Source organism: Sphingobacterium ginsenosidimutans (assembly GCF_039536865.1).
Taxonomy (GTDB): Bacteria; Bacteroidota; Bacteroidia; order Sphingobacteriales; family Sphingobacteriaceae; genus Sphingobacterium; species Sphingobacterium detergens.
In genome coordinates this window covers 130669-147038 of record NZ_BAAAZK010000007.1, presented here as the reverse complement: position 1 = coordinate 147038, position 16370 = coordinate 130669, and the positions used below count along the sequence as shown (strand labels likewise).

13 protein-coding genes and 1 tRNA gene are annotated in these 16370 nt (G+C 40.1%); 8 read left to right on the top strand and 6 right to left on the bottom strand.

Annotation, left to right across the window (positions count from 1 at the left end; all coding sequences use genetic code 11):
• Nucleotide 1: 1 nt before the first annotated feature.
• From ABFX33_RS12935 to gap, 5 genes are all read left to right on the top strand, one after another.
• Nucleotides 2-3040, top strand: coding sequence for an AAA family ATPase (locus tag ABFX33_RS12935; protein WP_346086364.1), 3039 nt, complete (start codon nucleotides 2-4; stop codon nucleotides 3038-3040).
• Between the two features lie 82 nt (nucleotides 3041-3122).
• Nucleotides 3123-3323, top strand: a complete 201-nt coding sequence (locus tag ABFX33_RS12930) for a hypothetical protein (RefSeq protein ID WP_346086363.1) — start codon at nucleotides 3123-3125, stop codon at nucleotides 3321-3323.
• Nucleotides 3324-3643: 320 nt separating this feature from the next.
• On the top strand, nucleotides 3644-4738 hold the full coding sequence (locus tag ABFX33_RS12925; protein ID WP_346086362.1) for an AI-2E family transporter: 1095 nt from the start codon (nucleotides 3644-3646) through the stop codon (nucleotides 4736-4738).
• Between the two features lie 236 nt (nucleotides 4739-4974).
• Nucleotides 4975-5595 carry a TlpA family protein disulfide reductase gene (locus ABFX33_RS12920; protein ID WP_346086361.1) on the top strand — a complete coding sequence of 207 codons (621 nt, stop codon included), beginning with the start codon at nucleotides 4975-4977 and terminating at the stop codon, nucleotides 5593-5595.
• Between the two features lie 6 nt (nucleotides 5596-5601).
• Nucleotides 5602-6609 (top strand): type I glyceraldehyde-3-phosphate dehydrogenase, encoded by a 1008-nt coding sequence (gene gap, locus ABFX33_RS12915; RefSeq protein WP_346086360.1) that lies wholly within the window; start codon nucleotides 5602-5604, stop codon nucleotides 6607-6609.
• Nucleotides 6610-6959: 350 nt separating this feature from the next.
• On the opposite strand, the gene ABFX33_RS12910 is transcribed toward gap, so the two are convergent.
• Both ABFX33_RS12910 and ABFX33_RS12905 read right to left on the bottom strand, forming a co-directional pair.
• Complete coding sequence (locus ABFX33_RS12910) at nucleotides 6960-7739, bottom strand: TIGR02757 family protein (RefSeq protein ID WP_346086359.1); 780 nt, start codon at nucleotides 7737-7739, stop codon at nucleotides 6960-6962.
• 9 nt (nucleotides 7740-7748) lie between these two features.
• Nucleotides 7749-8783 (bottom strand): quinone-dependent dihydroorotate dehydrogenase, encoded by a 1035-nt coding sequence (locus tag ABFX33_RS12905; protein ID WP_346086358.1) that lies wholly within the window; start codon nucleotides 8781-8783, stop codon nucleotides 7749-7751.
• A 60-nt stretch (nucleotides 8784-8843) separates the two neighbouring features.
• Between ABFX33_RS12905 and ABFX33_RS12900 the strand changes: the two genes are divergently transcribed.
• Nucleotides 8844-10763, top strand: coding sequence for an ABC-F family ATP-binding cassette domain-containing protein (locus ABFX33_RS12900; RefSeq protein ID WP_346086357.1), 1920 nt, complete (start codon nucleotides 8844-8846; stop codon nucleotides 10761-10763).
• Nucleotides 10764-10894: 131 nt separating this feature from the next.
• Nucleotides 10895-10967 (top strand) — tRNA-Lys (locus tag ABFX33_RS12895).
• Nucleotides 10968-11153: 186 nt separating this feature from the next.
• Here the strand turns inward: ABFX33_RS12895 and ABFX33_RS12890 are convergent.
• On the bottom strand, nucleotides 11154-12437 hold the full coding sequence (locus tag ABFX33_RS12890; protein WP_346086356.1) for a serine hydrolase domain-containing protein: 1284 nt from the start codon (nucleotides 12435-12437) through the stop codon (nucleotides 11154-11156).
• Nucleotides 12438-12659: 222 nt separating this feature from the next.
• Between ABFX33_RS12890 and ABFX33_RS12885 the strand changes: the two genes are divergently transcribed.
• Complete coding sequence (locus tag ABFX33_RS12885) at nucleotides 12660-13241, top strand: Crp/Fnr family transcriptional regulator (protein ID WP_346086355.1); 582 nt, start codon at nucleotides 12660-12662, stop codon at nucleotides 13239-13241.
• Here ABFX33_RS12885 and ABFX33_RS12880 read toward each other — a convergent pair whose 3' ends face one another.
• The 3 genes from ABFX33_RS12880 to ABFX33_RS12870 form a co-directional block, all read right to left on the bottom strand.
• Nucleotides 13242-14270 (bottom strand): LLM class flavin-dependent oxidoreductase, encoded by a 1029-nt coding sequence (locus ABFX33_RS12880; protein WP_346086354.1) that lies wholly within the window; start codon nucleotides 14268-14270, stop codon nucleotides 13242-13244. It abuts the gene before it with no gap.
• A gap of 219 nt (nucleotides 14271-14489) precedes the next feature.
• Nucleotides 14490-14900, bottom strand: a complete 411-nt coding sequence (locus ABFX33_RS12875; RefSeq protein ID WP_257089991.1) for a S41 family peptidase — start codon at nucleotides 14898-14900, stop codon at nucleotides 14490-14492.
• 200 nt (nucleotides 14901-15100) lie between these two features.
• Nucleotides 15101-15727 carry a class I SAM-dependent methyltransferase gene (locus ABFX33_RS12870; protein WP_346086353.1) on the bottom strand — a complete coding sequence of 209 codons (627 nt, stop codon included), beginning with the start codon at nucleotides 15725-15727 and terminating at the stop codon, nucleotides 15101-15103.
• Nucleotides 15728-16370 lie beyond the last annotated feature (643 nt).

The following is a 16370-nucleotide window of genomic DNA, read 5'->3' as shown; positions in this document are numbered from 1 at the left end:
CATGATCCCTTTAAAGTTAACTGTAGAAGGTATATATTCCTATCAAGAACGTCAGACAATAGATTTCACAGCCTTGACAGATGCCGGTCTTTTTGGGATATTTGGTGCTGTTGGATCTGGTAAGTCATCTATCCTGGAAGCGATCACCTATGCCTTATATGGTGAAACCGAACGGTTAAATGCGCGGGACAAACGCGCTTACAATATGATGAATCTGAAATCAAACCGTTCCTATATCGAATTGGATTTCATTAACTTCGAAAACCGTACATTCAAAGTAACAAGGGAATTTAAACGCAATTCCAAAAATTTTGAAGATGTCAAATCTCCTACGGTTGTATTATATGAAAATATCAATGAACAATGGGTTCCATTGGAAAGCAGTAACACGCAATCGATCATTGGATTAAGTTACGAGAATTTCAAAAGAACAATCATCATTCCCCAGGGGCAATTTAAGGAGTTCATTGAGCTGGGTGCAAAGGAACGAACTGATATGATGAAAGAAATCTTTCAGCTCCATCGTTTCGATTTGCAGGACAAAGTTGCAGCCCTTTATAAAAAAAATCAATCCGAACTAGATCAGCTCAATGGCCAGTTGATGGGTTTCGAAGAGATCAACACTGAACGTATCATAGCGACACGTGACAAGCTGAATGAAGAGCGGGAATCTTTCAGCAAGGCGCAGCATACAAACAAGCTGCTTCAGGAGAAATTTCAGGCATTGAAAAGTGTGAAAGAAGATTTCCTGGAATTGAGCAAAATGAAGGCCCTATTTCAACAGCTGACCGATCAGCAAGCCGAAAAGGAAGCTTTGCGCCAACGGATGATACGCTTTGAAGAAGCGCATACAAACTTTTTTCACATCCTCCAGACACAAGAGAAATTGAATCAGGAAGATGCGCAGGAACAAAGCAAGTTACAGTTAGAGGAAGCAAAATCTGTAGAGCTTCAACAAGCTATCCAACAGCTATCGCAGCAACTGCAACAGGTAAAACCACAATATGAGCGATTGCCTGAACGAAGGATCAGTGAATTGGATCTGGAACTTATTCTACAGCTGATCAATTTTTCAACTGAGATAAAAGGTTTAAAAGAAAGTGCACAGAAAGGACGGGATTTTGTCCAAAAGGCTAAGGAACAACAGCTGCAATGTAAAAACAACATTCAGGAAACCGAAACCCTACTCCTTCGGCTAAAACAATCCAAACCGTCGGCAAATGAGCTGATGGAACTGGGACAATGGTACACCAAACAGCTGGCCATCCAGCAACAGGAGACCGAACTCAACCATCAACTCCTGGAGCTCAAAGCTTCCATAATCGATCTTCAAGTTGATTTGCAAAGCAAAAACTTCGATGCTACCGCGTTTGATTCTGCGTATGCAGCCGAATTACAGGAACTTGAAACCCGGCTCAACACGCTAAACGACGAGAAAGCACATCTTCTGTTACAACAGAAGCTCACGCAATTCGCGGAGAACCTAAGTGCGGGATCTCCCTGCCCCTTATGTGGAGCCCTGGAACACCCCGCTATCGCGGAAGGAATGGATATCACACAAGAGCTGACAGAAAACCAACGGGCGACAGCAGAAATCAATGCGCGCATAAAATCCAAGGTTGATCAAAAGTTCGAGATTGAAAAGCTCCTACTTCGCCTACAATCCCTACAAGTACAACAAAATGATGTCACAAGCAAGATCCAGGCAAACAAATCTCAGAAGTCCGCTCATCTACTTCAATTTACCTGGCCAGCGTACAGCAGCACGGATGAGTCAATTTATACACAAAAAAAACAGGAGCTTTCCAACATCGAAGCGCAGATCGTAGCTACAGAACAGATTGCTACGACCCATCAGACCGCCTTGACAGATATAGAGAGCAAGCTGGAAAGAGCGAATATAAAATTAAGTGGTCTTGAAATTGAAGAAGCGCAAAAGCAAACACAGATCAATCAAAATATAGGCCATCTAAAACACCTGAACTGGGCAGATTATCAATCCGGGGAGAGAGCTACGGTCGAAAACGAATATCATACATTAAAAGCCGAAAATCTTCGTATAGAACAGGACTATAATACCTTGACAGATCGCTTAAACAAGCTAAACAGTCAATTTGCTGCACAAAATAGCCTGGTTCAATCCATTCAGGAACGGATTATCAATATAAGGTCTGAAATCCTACATATTAACACGACGATCGAACAACTCCTCCAGGCTTCTGTATTCAACGCGATAGATCAGGTAAAAGAGACATTAGCGGAGAATCTACCTGTACAGAAAATCCGTGCTGAACTGGAACAGTTTCAAATCCAATTTGAAACCCTGAAAGCCCAGATCATGCAATTAGACAAAAAGTTAGCCGATAAAGTCTACGATGAGGCAGTCTTTATACAGCAAGAAGCTGCTTTGGAAGAAAGCTCCCATCACCTTAAAATCATGACCGAGAACGTTGCTAAATGCGAACAGGAGTTGAATCAGTTGGAGACAGCCTACGAAAAAAAGGAAACTTTACTGCAACAACAAATGCAATTAAACCTTCGTAATGATAATCTGAAACAGCTATTTAACCTATTTAAGGGAGCGGGATTTGTGCAGTATGTTTCCTCAATCTATCTACGCCAGCTTTGCGACCATGCCAATATCCGTTTTCACCGAATGACGCGCAACCAGCTAAGTTTACAGATTAATGAAAACAATGAATTTGAAATCATTGATTATTTGAATGAAGGCAAAAGCCGGAGCGTAAAAACACTCTCCGGCGGTCAAGCTTTCCAGGTATCCCTGAGTCTTGCGCTGGCCCTAGCTGAAAGTGTACAGTCCAATACCAAAGCCGCTAAAAACTTCTTTTTTATCGATGAAGGCTTTGGCACCCAAGATATCGCTTCTGTCAATATTGTCTTCGAAACCTTACTTGACCTGCACAAAGAAAATCGAATAGTCGGCATTATCTCGCATGTTGAAGAATTGAAAGAACGGATCCCAATATCACTTTCCATCGAAAAAGATGAAGAGCATGGCAGTCAAATTTTCATTAATTAATTGTAAATCCCAAAGTAATTTTGTAGATTAGTTATAGTGACAGAAGCCAAAAACTGTCGCTATAACCAAAAAACAAAAGATTATGGGCTTATTTTCAAATAACCGAAAAGGAAAAGGGTCTCATCCTTTTTTTCATAAAGCAGCTAAATCGACAATTCATTTAGCAGCAGAAAACAACAATCAATCCACTGAACATAGGACAACCTCATCTATGCTTTTTGTCAAGCAATATGATATCATGCGTATCTTAAAGGATATTTTAATGCCGCAGAACCAGAATTAGTTTTTGGCGAAAAATTTATATGATTCAGGAGGCAAGGAAATTTCTCGCCCTCCCCCTGCCATGATCTGTATCTGGTCAGTACTGTTATACTTAATCTATCGCTATTCTTCAAGAGGAAAAGAGACCATTTCCCAGATAAACATCCCTATCCATTCGGGTGATCTTCAAGGCCCTATTCTCTCGCTTTACTGCCCTTAAAAAGAAATAAAAAAAATCATTGAAATTCTAAAAAAGTAAGTTTAATTTAACGATATAAAACATTTATAAAAAAATATTGTCATACGTAAAATAGAAATTAAAGCGGTACTTATTCCAGACACATGAAATACAAACAGATAAACAACAACTCCATTAACCAGATTATGCTTATCATCATTATTTTGCTGATATGCATTTTGATATTTACGAGTCTATTCTACTATCTTCCTGGCTTTTTGGGAGCAATAACATTATATATCCTCTTCCGGAAAATCAATTTCAAATTAACAGAAGAGAAAAAATGGAACAAATCCGTCGCGAGTATATTGTTAATCTTGCTTACGATTATATTTCTAGTCGGACCATTGTATCTCCTGATCAATTATATGGTACCGCAAGTGACTGATGCAATCAGCAATAAAAATGAGATTATGGAAAAATTTGATTCCATTAAAACCTATTTCAAAGATAGCCCATATCTCAGCAACATTGATCTATCGGACACAGCATTGATGGGTGCACTTCAACGGGCGGCCAAGTTTATCCCCAACATCCTAAATTCCGTTGCAGAGGTAGGCGTAAATGTTTTAGTCGCATTATTTGTACTTTACTTTATGTTGGTCAGCAGCAAGCAATTGGAGCGGGCTATATACAATGCCATTCCGTTTTCTCCGGGAAGTAAGACAGAGTTATGGCAAGAGTTTGATATGATGGTTAAATCAAATGCCATTGGTATTCCGATCCTTGCGATGTGCCAAGGTATTGTCGCGGGTTTAGGCTACTGGTTTTTCGGCTTGGAAAACCCCATTTTTTTAGGTATTCTGACCGCTGTTTCCACCATAATCCCAATTCTGGGTACGATGGTTGTTTATCTTCCAGCAGCGGTATTTCTCTTAGCAAATGGACAATCCGGTAATGCGATAGGGTTAGCACTTTATGGTATCATTATCATTGGAAGTATTGATAATATTCTTCGCTTTACAATTTTGAAAAAACTTGGAGATGTCCATCCTTTAATAACCGTTTTTGGGGTGTTATTGGGATTAAATCTCTTTGGTATGTTAGGATTGATATTTGGTCCACTTATCCTATCCTGTGTGGGTGTCTTACTCAAAGTATATAGCAATGAATTTGGTCGAAGTACACCAGAAATTATACAATCTACGACGTTGATAGACCCCAATAGTCCCAGCAACACCACAGATACAATGGAATAGCTTAAAATTTGGAGACATATTACAGTGGGAAGCATCAAAGATGATAACCAGTAAACTGTCATAACTTGAGTTTGGACGCTGCATAATCCCATTTTTTTTATAGTTTTGGTTCTTCAATGGCGTCGTTGTGGAATGATCTATCCTCAGTTCAAGCTGAACGGTATAAATATATTCTGCTAGCACGCCTGAAAAAGAATAACAAATCACTAAAACTGGTTTAAAATCAAAGGTAGTCTATGAACAAAAAAATAATCTTAGGAGTAACTGCTTTACTCGCGGCGGGCATGCTTTATTCATGTAACAACAAGGGCAATCAAAAGACAGCCGGCACGGAAAATAGTACCACAGAAAATACGGCCGAAAATCATGACCATGCGGGTCACGACCACGCCGGTCATGATCATGCGCAAGCTGCCCCTACCCAGTCTTCTGGTCCAGCTGCAATTCTTCCTAATTTCACTTTTTACCAACTTCGATCCGGCATACGTGTCAGCAATGAGAATCTAGCTAAAGATAAGAATACAGTCTTCATCTTATTTGATCCGGGATGTAGCCATTGTCAGCATGAAGCAACTGAACTCGAAAAAAATATTGACCGCATAAAAGATGTCAATATTTTCTATATTTCCATGAATGATCCAGCATTGGTATTAGGATTCTTCGATAGCTTCGCACCAAAACTATCCAAATCTTCCAATGTGGAAGTCCTGATTGACAAAGATCAAACCTTTATCCAAAACATACATGTTCCTTCACAGTTCCCAGCAAATTATGTCTACGGTGCTGATGGAAAACTAAAAGCACATTGGGAAGGTGAGAAAAATATCAATGAGGCAATAAGCCAATTTCATAAATAAGCTGAAATGCTCAATATAGCGATAAACGGATTTGGACGCATCGGAAGAAACACATTACGTAATATTTTTCTTCGCGATGCTTTTGATCAATTGCAGGTGGTCGCCATCAATGATTTGGCTGACACCAAGACTTTGGCCCATTTATTCAAGTATGATTCGGTGCATGGACCCTTCGCTGGTACGGTCACACACGATGAACATCATATTATCGTGAATGGCCATTCTATTTTAGTGACCAATGAAAGAGATCCGGCCCTACTACCCTGGAAATCCTTGCATATTGATGTTGTTGTTGAATCCACGGGGCATTTTACGAACCGTGAAAAAGCAACGCTTCATCTAACAGCAGGTGCGAAAAAAGTTATTATCTCAGCTCCGCCAACTGACAAGGATATTGCAACAGTCGTATTGGGTATCAACGATAATGCTGTCGATCTCTCGGCTTCGATCTTGTCCAATGCTTCCTGCACAACCAACAACGTCGCCCCACTGGTCAAAATATTAGATGACAATTGGGGGATAAAAGACGGATATATCACTACGGTGCACTCCATGACGGGAGATCAAAACCTGCATGATGCACCACATAAAGATCTGAGACGGGCACGTGCCGCCTCTTCGGCTATCATACCGACAACAACAGGTGCCGCCAAAGCAATTACCAATGTCTTTCCACATCTACAGAATAAGTTGGGCGGAGCAGGTATACGTGTTCCTGTACTGAATGGTTCGCTAACAGATTTTACCTGTACGTTAGAAAAAGAAACAACGGTTGAAGAAATCAACAAAGCTTTTAAAGCTGCAGCGGAAAACGAATTAAAGCAGGTATTGTTTTATACAGAAGACCCAATCGTGTCTGTTGATATTATCAACAACCCCTATTCTTGTGTTTTCGATGCACAATTGACCTCAGTAGTGGGTGGATTAGTGAAAGTTGTGGGTTGGTATGACAATGAATTTGGTTATTCCAATCGTTTGGTGGACCTTCTGATTAAGATTGACCGACTTGTTTAAGCTAAGTAGCTAAAAATAAAGAAAGCCCGTATCCTAAAAATACGGGCTTTTTCTTTCAAACTTTTACACGCCTATTTGCGAGGTATCAGTACTTTAGACCAAGCGCAAGTAAAGCACGAGAAAAGCACCTTTCGTTTTGTTTAATATCAGTCAATAGCTGCTACCCTAAGCATGGATATTTTGGGTGATCAGTACCCCTAGGTGTACCGTCTGTTACCTAGCATATCCGCTGATTACATGCCCTGTTGTTGGGGTGATACTGGTATATTAGTATTACATCTGTGTAACGTCTGTACTGGAGTAAGGCAGTTGAGGGGACTTGAGCGGACTTGAAGGGACTTGAGGCGACTTTACAGTTCCCGTTCTACCCCCAAGCCGAAAAGCGCAAAATCATATTTTACCGGATCGTTGGGATCCAATAAACGAAGATTGCCCGTTAACTCTTGTGCGGTCTTCCAGTTGACCTTTTCCAAGGTAATCAGTCCAAATTTTCGCGCTACACGTTCGACATGTACATCACAAGGACAGATCAGGTCTTTTGGTGATAAGCGGTTCCAAATTCCAAAATCTACCCCTTTCTTGTCCTTTCGGACCATCCAGCGTAAAAACATATTGATACGCTTGACAGTAGATTTTTGGGCTGGGCTACTGATATGTTTACGCGTTCGGTGCGGATAGTCCGGAAGCGAAAAGAAATAGGTTTTAAATGTATTCAGCGCCTGCTCCAAATCCACCTCTTTTACGGTCTCCTGCCCTACCAAAAAAGCATCTTCTAAAGACGCAAAGTGGCTATAGTGGTGCCGAAAAAAAGCAACGAAATAAAGAATATCCGTATCATTGAATGTTCGGTGCTTAAAACCAAGCAGGCTTTTGAGGTCCTGATCGCTATGGTTCATGATATAATCATATGGCGCGCCGTCCATTCTTGCGATCAATTCATTACATTTATTGATGATGGTTTTACGTTGTCCCCAAGCCATTATTGACGCTAGGAACCCGGTAATCTCGATATCATTCTTGCTTGAAAATTGATGTGGAATGGATATGGGATCATTGGGAATAAAATTAGGTTGATTATATTCATCAACCTTTTTGTCCAAAAAATCTTTTAAATTAAAATCTACTGCCATGGTCTTTGATTATCGTCCTGTCTGTAGTATACCTTTACAGATATTTGCGATCAATCCCGGTCCTTCATAAATAAATCCGGTATAGACCTGAATAAGACTAGCACCGGCATCAAGTTTTTCAATAGCATCTTTGGCAGAGTGAATACCACCTACGCCAATGATCGGAAATGCTTTGTTGGATTTTTCGCTGAGGTAGCGGATCACTTCAGTTGAACGCTTGGTCAGCGGGCGTCCACTCACCCCTCCGGCCTCTTGTATCAAATCCGGCTGGCTCTTTAAACCTTCTCTTGAGATTGTGGTATTGGTTGCGATAACTCCTGCTATCTGTGTTTCCATAACGATCTCAACGATATCATCCAGTTGACTATCTGTTAGGTCAGGTGCGATCTTAAGCAGAATTGGCTTAGGAGCCGGTTTTGCTTTATTCAGATCCTGTAGTGTATTTAATATATTTTTTAACGGTTCCTTTTCCTGCAAATCCCTTAAGCCAGGTGTATTTGGCGAACTGACATTGACAACAAAGTAATCTACATAATCAAAAAGTGCATTGAAGCAATAAATATAGTCGTTTACTGCTTCTTCGTTTGGTGTCACTTTATTTTTTCCAATGTTACCACCGATCAGAAGCCCTTTTCGATCTTTTAGGTTCTTCAATCGGGTTGCAGCGACATCTGCCCCCTGATTATTGAACCCCATGCGGTTGATCAGCGCTTCATCCGGCACAAGGCGAAACATGCGTGGTTTATCATTCCCCGGTTGTGGTTTTGGAGTGACGGTTCCGATTTCAATAAAACCAAAACCTAAATTAGTCATGTCGGAGATATATTCGGCATTTTTATCGAAGCCTGCCGCCAGGCCTACTGGATTTTTAAATTTCAGTCCAAATACCTCACGTTCCAAGCGAGGATCTTCTACTGTAAAAATAGCATTCAATAATTGCTTGGCACCCCAAATTTTTGAGAAGACATTCAATCCACTGGTCACTTTATGGTGAGCCATCTCCGGATTCATTGTAAAGAATATAGGTTTGACTAATTTATACATAATCGCAAAGTTAGTCAAACAAGAAGAAATATTCATTACTTTTGTACTTTTGCATTTGAAATGATATCAATAAATAATTTAACATTTGAAATAGGATCCCGAGCGTTGTATGATGAGGCAAACTGGCACATCAAACCAGGTGATAAAGTAGGTTTAATTGGTGCCAATGGAGCCGGAAAATCAACCTTATTGCGTTTGATCGTTGGACAATATGCGCCGACTTCGGGAACAATTTCCATGGCAAAAGATCTAAAGATCGGTTACCTTAACCAGGACTTATTATCTTACCATTCGGACAAGAGCATTCTATACGTCGCTATGGAAGCGTTCGAACGCCAAAATCAACTACATGCCGAAATCGAAGACTTACTTGCGAAATTAGAAACAGATTATTCGGACGATATTCTCAATAGATTAAGTGATAGACAACTGGAATTTGAAGCGCTGGATGGCTATAATCTTGAATTCAAAGCACACGAGATCCTTGCCGGTCTAGGTTTTTCAGAAGAAGAACAAAAAAGGCCACTGGCAACATTCTCCGGGGGCTGGCGTATGCGTGTGATGCTTGCAAAAATTTTATTGCAGACACCGGATATCCTATTATTGGATGAGCCGACCAACCACATGGACTTACCTTCCATCAAGTGGCTTGAGAACTACCTACAGGCGTTTGATGGGGCAATCGTCATTGTATCGCATGACAGGTACTTTCTGGACCGCATCATTAAAAAGACGGTGGAGTCGCGCAAAGGAAAATTAACACTTTATGCAGGTAACTATAGCTTTTACCTGGAAGAAAAGGAGTTGAGAAATGAGCTGCAGGCCAACCAGTTCAAAAATCAGCAGGCTAAGATCAAACAGGAAGAAAGACTTATCGAGCGTTTCCGCGCCAAAGCATCCAAAGCTAAAATGGCACAATCCCGGATTAAAGCTTTGGATCGAATGGAGAGAGTTGAGGATGTCGATGACGATAATCCAACGGTCAACTTTAGCTTTAAGTTTTCAAAACCTTCTGGCCGTCATGTGGTGACATTAGACAATATTTCTAAATCCTATCCGAACCTGGAGATATTAAAAAACACTTCTGCGATTATTGAAAAAGGTGATAAGATTGCTTTGATCGGTGCGAACGGAAAAGGTAAGTCTACCCTACTACGTATTGTGGCGGGCACAGATACTCAGTTTGAGGGAAAAGCAGAACATGGACATAATGTATCGCAAACGTTCTTTGCACAGCATCAGCTGGAAGCGCTCCATCTTGAAAATTCGATCTTGGCCGAACTACAGGCCTTTGCGCCAAAACATACGGAGACTGAATTACGTTCGATATTGGGTTGTTTCCTATTTACGGGCGATGATGCATTCAAGAAAATTAAAGTGTTGTCTGGAGGTGAAAAATCCCGTGTAGCCCTTGCTAAGGCCTTGACCGCAGACGCCAATTTCTTGGCACTCGATGAGCCTACCAATCACTTGGATATGCAATCGGTTAATATTTTGATTCAGGCCCTACAACAGTTCGAGGGAACATGTATTGTTGTATCCCACGACCGTTATTTTTTGGATCACGTGGCCAACAAAATTTGGTATATCGAGGACAAGGAGATCAAAGAATATCCGGGTACCTATCAGGAATATGAAGAATGGGCAGCTAAACGTGTTGTAAAAACAGAGGCAAAACCGGAGAAAAAAGTCAAAGAAGAGCCAAAGGTTAAAAAAGAGAAACAAGCACCATCTGAAGACCGGACACGATTACTAAGCAAAAAGAATAAAGAGCTTGCTGCATTGGAGAAAAAAGTCGAAGAACAGGAAATATTGGTCAAAGATTTAGAATTGAAACTGGCTGATGAAGCTGTATATTCGGATGCGACTAAGTTACAGGAAACTACGCGCGCATACAATTCTGCTAAGGCCCAATTAACCCAGTATCAAGAGCAATGGGAGCAATTGGCCGAGGAAATTATGGAATTGGAAAATGATTAATTTTTTTGGCTTAAAATCAGCTTTTTAAACAAACAGCTACGATTTTAAGCCAAAAAAATTTGCAGGAATAGGATTAAAGCCCTACTTTTGCATCACTTCAAACAAGGAACGGTAGTTCAAAAAAGAAGTACGATTCCGTAGCTCAGCTGGTAGAGCAATACACTTTTAATGTATGGGTCCTGGGTTCGAATCCCAGCGGGATCACAAGAAAAAAGCTAATCGCAAGATTAGCTTTTTTTGTTTTTTAACAAAATCAGGATTCGAAAGAAGTGTCAGCTGGGTTCGATCCATTCGAGGCTCAGGAAGGCTTGCGGGAACCGTGGGACTTACCCAATTCTAGCGGGATCACAGCGAATCAAACAAAAGCGTACTTAATCTACCAATACTTGCTTATTTATCGGGTTGCAATTTGTTGGCATACTGCCCCATAATGCTCCATATTTTTTCGAACCCTGTCATTATATTTTTATTAACACCATTGAGCCCTTCCATTTCCGTATTGGCAATGAACAGCATGCCATAACCTTTGGCAGGATTAAAGAACAAGAACGCAGTAACACCGCCATCACTACCGCTATGACCAATGATGCCACTTTTTTTTATGGCATAAAATACGCCGATGTTTGGCTCTGCAGGGTTTAAATTTTCTGGCTTATAGGAATCTGAAAAAGCCGGCTGCAGCATCTTGGCATAACTTTCGGGTTTAAGGATTTTTCCTTTCCCCTGCTGCCCTGCAATTACCTCTTTCAGAAAAAGACTAAGCTCATGACATGAAGTTGTAAGTCCTCCATCGGGATAGGTTACGGAACTATATTTGGGATAGCTTTTTTTGTCGCCGTTATATAAGGTCGATAGTTTAGCCTGGTCTGCATTAGTAGTAGACCAGGAGGCATCTGTCATCTGTAGTGGAAGCAGAATATGCTTTTGCGTGTATTCCGCAAAGGACATACCCGATTTGAGCTCGATCAGCCAGGCAGCTAAATCCGATCCAATATTTGAATATTCGTACCTTTTACCTGGTGCCTGTTTATTAAAGTTTTTGTTGGAATAGTAAGAACCATCAGTGCTTAAATAATCCTGTAAGAAAGCAGCCAAAGTAGTGTCTTTCCCTTCGGCGCCATATCCCTTCGATTTGAGCAGCCTGTAAATTGGATTATCCTCATTAACCGGTGTATTATACAGGTATGTCTTTTTGTACGTATCAGCATGATCAGTAATTCCAGAAGTATGTGTAACCAGATGTCTCAAAGTAATTGGTACTTCGGGAGTGTAAGGATGTTGTAATTTAAAAGGTAATATACTGTTGATCTCCATATCAAGCGTAAACAGGCCCTGTTCTATGGCTTTCATTACTGACATTCCAATAAACAGCTTACTTAATGATGCAATGGGCTGTATGATGGTGGTTGTATAAGGAGTTTTCTTTTCCAGATCAGCGAAGCCAAAGGCATTTTCATATAAAATACTATCGCTGTTTACAATGGCAACACTGAAGCCTGGAAAGTCATTTTGTTTATATGCTGTAGTGAGTGCAGCTGTCAGGGATTCTGCAGCGATTTGCGCTTTAATTTGACTAGCGCAGAACATAAACAACAAAAGGAGGACATTTCTAAAGACGCTTTGCACTTTGTTTGAGCACTCCGCTCCATGGTGAAAAATAATCTTTGCTGACATAATATGAAATTATAAAACAATGTACATATATTGATTTATATTTCAATGTATTATAATTCTTTATCCAAAGAGTTTTGCGTGGCAATTTTAGCTTTCCATTGCAGCAATCACCCTACGCCTCTCCGATCAGGCTTTATCGGCATCCTTCCGCATTTGATGATATCTTATGACGGATTCATATTTTCAGTATATTTACCTTTGGGTTCGGTAAAATAATAACTCATGTATAACTCTTTAATCGAATATATCAATTCGCGGGTCTCCAGGCCGTTGGAAGCAAGTGAAATTAACATTCTCAAAAATAATTTTGTACCGCATAAACTCAGAAAGCGACAGATCTTTTTACAGGAAGGTGATGTAAGTAACCATATTGGATTTCTAGTCAAAGGCTCCATGAAAAAATACAGTACAGATACCAAGGGTACCGAACACATCATGAGCCTCTATATTGAAGGCTGGTGGGTCGTCGATCGCGAGAGTTTTGCAAAACTCACTCCTTCTTCCTTCAATATTGAGGCCTGTGAAGCTACTGATTTACTAATCTTAACCAAGAAAGCCGCAGAAGAAGTATTCTCCCTTCCTATCATGAGTGAACTCATACGCCAGTTGGATGAAAATTATTCTTTTGCCAGTCAAAAAAGAATCAATGCCGCCATAAGTATGACAGCTGAAGAACGCTATAATATGCTTATTGATAACTATCCTGAATTTGTGCAGCGATTTCCACAGCGCATGATTGCATCGTATTTAGGTATTACGCAAGAAACCATTAGCAGAATCCGTTCTAGAGCAGTCAAAAAATAATCAGGATTGATTTACCATAGGAATTACCTTTGTCCCGATTAATTCTATGGCTTTGAATATATCTTCTTTGCTAAGTCCTGGATTGTCCATCTGAAACGTAAATCTTGATATACCACCCAACGCCTCACTATGTCGTAAAATCTTTTCGGCAACTTCCTCAGGGTTACCAATAACGTACGCACCTGTGGGGTTGGCCTGGACCTCAAACATTTCTCGTGTAGGCGTAGACCATCCTCTCTCTTTGCCGATCTTCCCCATCATTTCCTGGTATCCTGGAAAGTAAATATTCTTCGCTTTCATTGTTGTATCCGCTACAAAGCCCAAAGAATGTAGTCCTACTTTAAGCTTCTCCCTCGCATGTCCTGCTTTTTCTCCGGCCTCATAATATAAGTCTATCAACGGACGAAAACGGTGGGTTTCACCTCCAATAACGGCCACCATCAATGGAAGTCCCAATACTCCGGCGCGTATAAAAGATTGCGGAGTTCCTCCTACCCCTATCCAAACAGGCAACTGCTCCTGCACTGGCCTTGGATAAATGGCTTGTTGCTTCAGCTCTGGGCGGAATTTTCCCTTCCAGGTTATGGTTTCATTATCACGGATTTCAAGAAGCAATTTAATCTTCTCTTCAAAAAGTGCATCATAATCTTGGGTATTGAACCCAAATAAAGGAAATGAATCAATAAATGATCCTCTTCCGGCTACAATCTCAGCCCGGCCTTTGGAAATAATATCCAATGTTGCATATTCCTGAAATACCCTAACAGGATCTGCCGCACTTAGTACGGTAACCGCACTCGTTAGACGAATATGCTGAGTTCTGGCTGCCGCTGCTGCCAATATTACTGCCGGAGACTCATCCAAAAACTCCTTTCGATGATGTTCTCCAAGTCCAAAAACATGTAATCCCGCCTGATCCGCAAACGCTATCTTTGACAACAAAGCTTCCATAGCCATCATATTTTCCTCAGGACGCAACCCGTCATTATATGCACCGGTGGCAATAAAACTATCTATTCCTATTTCCATGATTATTCATTTAGTTTTGTAGACCTCCCATTATTGAAAAGCTAACCAAATTTCTATTTTTTTGATGGTTCATAACGATGATCTATGTCAAAAAGAATGCCGACAAATCATAAAAAATATCTTCTATCTCCGTAAAAAAGATGCAGTACCATGCGCTGCAATTGTAGGATTAGACCAATGTTGTGTGACAGGCGCAAAAAGCTTCGCAAGATAATTTGCTCATTTTTGCAATTCGACCAGCTTAATGACAAAATCCATTGGTCTGTCAAATCCCGTTCGCAGGTCATTGGGTTGTGCTTGTATTCGAACATCGGGCTTAATTCCTTTTGGATCATTGATAAAATGAACTGTTCTCATTTTGTATTGAAAAGTAGCCATCCAAACCAATGATTTGGAATAGGGCAAAACAAATGCTTGTCCACCAGCATTACTATAGTTACTCCCCTGCGTATATTCTCCATAGAATTTTCCGATCTTATATTCTCTCATCAAAGCTAATAGATGTCCAGTGGTTGAAAAGTATCCACCATTTATCAAAACACTGATCTTACCTTTGTAAAAATTTGGTTTATTTTGTTGTTGTTCAAACCACCAATAGTCTGTACTGTCAGTTTCTGTATAGTAATTCAATCCATCCCTGAGTTTTGTTTCATTCAGACCTATTTCTTCGATATTATCTGGATATCGCGCATAATGCCGCCATTCTTTTACGCTTCCATATTTTGCGCCGACATAATCAAAATAGTAATAAGGGCTGCTGGTTTGGTTTTCAACTAAACATTTATAACAGGCGGCCTCGATTCCTATTGGACTAGCCCCATGAAGTATTTTTATGATTTTTTCTTCTGAAAGCTACAAAACACAAAATTCTGTATACTGTCCGATGGTGTCCGATGATCCACAATCTGGCAATTGATCTTATCAAAATAAACGTTAAACGGATTGACCAAACTTGTTTCCGAATACTGTTTGATCTCAATACCACTGCATTTTTTGGGACCTTGTTCTGAAAATGTACCGATGACCAAAATACCATCTGGGTTTATATTTTCTTTTACGGTTTCTACATAACTTGTAATATCGTCTTCATCTGTCAAAAAATGAAAAGCGGCACGGTCATGCCAGAAATCATAGCTTTCAGTAGGCATAAAATAAGCGATATCCGCCACAATCCATTTTACCTTATCAGCCCTATCGGCCAACCGTTGTTTTGCCCTGTCGATGGCCTTTGCGGAAATATCCAGTACTGTAATATCTTTATATCCCAAATCTAACAGATAATCTACCAGCAAACTGTCGCCACCACCGATATCAATGATTTTCGCAGAGGTAGGTATATTACATGCGCTTAAATAGTCCAAGGATGTTTGGGGTGTTTGCTGATACCAACTTGTCTCGTTTGACGCCTTTGTTTGATAAATATTTTCCCAGTGATTTTTACGATTGAATGTTTCCATCAGTATTTTTTGTGTTATGAATTTATTAAAATTTGTAAACTATTGCCTGCATCTTATACCAGTTATGCGCCCTCCTAGTAAAAAAGATAATAGTTAATATAAATAAAACGTCCTATATTTTATCAATTTTTATGCTCAGAATTAGTGTAAAGTCACATAAAAAAGCCCGCGGTTTCACCACAGCTGGCAACTGAAAAGTTAGGTACTCAACCTAATCGTATAAATGGGACTCCAATTTACTCCAAAAAATGATCGATAAAAGATTAAAATCAATCCACTTGCGATTAATTTCAATTTACTTTAGGTTTTAAATAGACAACAACTATAAATAGCGGTGAACTATTCTAAAATTGGAGATAGTGTAAAAAAGTAATTATTAATGATTTTAATAATAGATTTAATAACCCACGATATTTTACGAGGCTAAATGCATCTAATTTAGGGAGTATAAAAAGAGGACAGTTTATTAAATCGCTTTTGGCATTCGCATTTTCCACGCCCTTGATATGGAGTATAGCTTATAGCAAGGATAATGGTCATATTTCTGATCGAACGGGAATTTTATTGTTGATTCCACAAATCGCTTTTCAGGATAGTCTTGCTGCCTCAATGTACACGAATGGTCAGCAATTTGGGTATTAGG